This window comes from Bizionia sediminis (genome assembly GCF_042684585.1).
In the GTDB taxonomy this organism is placed as follows: Bacteria; Bacteroidota; Bacteroidia; order Flavobacteriales; family Flavobacteriaceae; genus Algorimicrobium; species Algorimicrobium sediminis.
The window spans coordinates 1-1,833 of the sequence record NZ_JBHULS010000020.1; the positions used below are offsets into that span (position 1 = coordinate 1).

Here is a 1,833-nt window from a genome sequence, read left to right on the forward strand (position 1 = left end):
CAATTACCGTATCTGATACTACGGCTCCTGTAGCGCCTGCTGCGCCTGCCGATGTAACTTACGAGTGTATCTCGGAAGTGCCTGCTGCACAAGAGTTAGTAGCAATTGATAACTGTGGTGCTGAAATATTTGGTGTAGCAACAGATGCTACAATGGATGAAGATGCTTGTAACATTATCATTACACGTACTTGGACATTTACAGATGCTTGCGATAACACATCAACAGTATCTCAAACAATTACCGTGGCTGATACTACGGCTCCTGTAGCGCCTGCTGCGCCTGCCGATGTAACTTACGAGTGTATCTCGGAAGTGCCTGCTGCACAAGAGTTAGTAGCAATTGATAACTGTGGTGCTGAAATATTTGGTATAGCAACAGATGCTACAATGGATGAAGATGCTTGTAACATTATCATTACACGTACTTGGACATTTACAGATGGTTGCAACAACACATCATCAGTATCTCAAACAATTACGGTATCTGATACTACGGCTCCTGTAGCGCCTGCTGCGCCTGCTGATGTAACTTACGAGTGTATTTCTGAAGTGCCTGCTGCACAAGAGTTAACTGCAACAGATAATTGTGGCGGCACTATCATTGGTGTGTCTTCAGATGTTGTGGACAATACTGACGCTTGTAACATTTTAATTACACGTACCTGGACATTTACAGATGCTTGCGATAACACATCTACAGTTTCTCAAACAATCACCGTGGCTGATACAACGGCTCCTGTAGCACCTGCTGCACCTACCGATGTAGCTTACGAGTGTATCTCGGAAGTACCAGCTGCTCAAGAATTGACCGCAACAGATAATTGTGGCGGCACTATCATTGGTGTGTCTTCTGATGTTGTGGACAATACTGACGCTTGTAACATTTTAATTACACGTACCTGGACATTTACAGATGCTTGCGATAACACATCGTCCGTTTCTCAAACAATCACCGTGGCTGATACAACGGCTCCTGTAGTACCTGCTGCACCTGCCGATGTAACTTACGAATGTATTTCGGAAGTACCAGTGGCGCAAGAATTGACCGCAACAGATAATTGTGGTGGCACTATTATTGGTGTGTCTTCTGACGTTGTGGACAATACTGACGCTTGTAACATTTTAATTACACGTACCTGGACATTTACAGATGCTTGCGATAACACATCTACAGTTTCTCAAACAATTACCGTATCTGATACTACGGCTCCTGTAATAAGTGTTCAGGCCTCTAATATTGAAGTTCAATGTGACGGATCTGGTAATACCAATGCCATACAAAATTGGTTAGCTAATAATGGTGGTGCTGTGGCTACAGATAATTGTAGTAATATTACTTGGACGAATAATTACGGTGGTGCAACCTCCGATTGTTCCGAACCAATTGAAGTTACTTTTACTGCTACTGATGCCTGTGGAAACACTGCTCAAACTACAGCTTCATACGCCATTATTGATACTATGAACCCTGTAATTGATACGCCTGCAAGTGACTTGGTTGTGGAATGTGACGGTAATGGAAACCAAGTAGCACTAGATAACTGGTTGACTACGAACGGTGGTGCTGTTGCTTCAGACGATTGCTCGGCAATAGTATGGACAAATAACTTTACAAATCTTACAGAGGCTTGTGGCGCAACCGGTTCGGCAACTGTTGTATTTACTGCAACAGATGCTTGCGGAAATGAAATTTCTACAACAGCTACTTTTACAATTCAGGATACATTAGCTCCTGTAGCACCTGCTGCACCTGCCGATGTAACTTACGAATGTATTTCTGAAGTACCAGTGGCGCAAGAATTGACTGCAACAGATAATTGTGGTGGTACTA

1 protein-coding gene is annotated in these 1,833 nt (G+C 43.2%); it reads left to right on the forward strand.

What is annotated here, in order from left to right:
- Window positions 1-1,833 (forward strand): HYR-like domain-containing protein (locus ACFSQP_RS13070; RefSeq protein WP_449252225.1); only part of this gene is annotated, 1,833 nt, incomplete at both ends.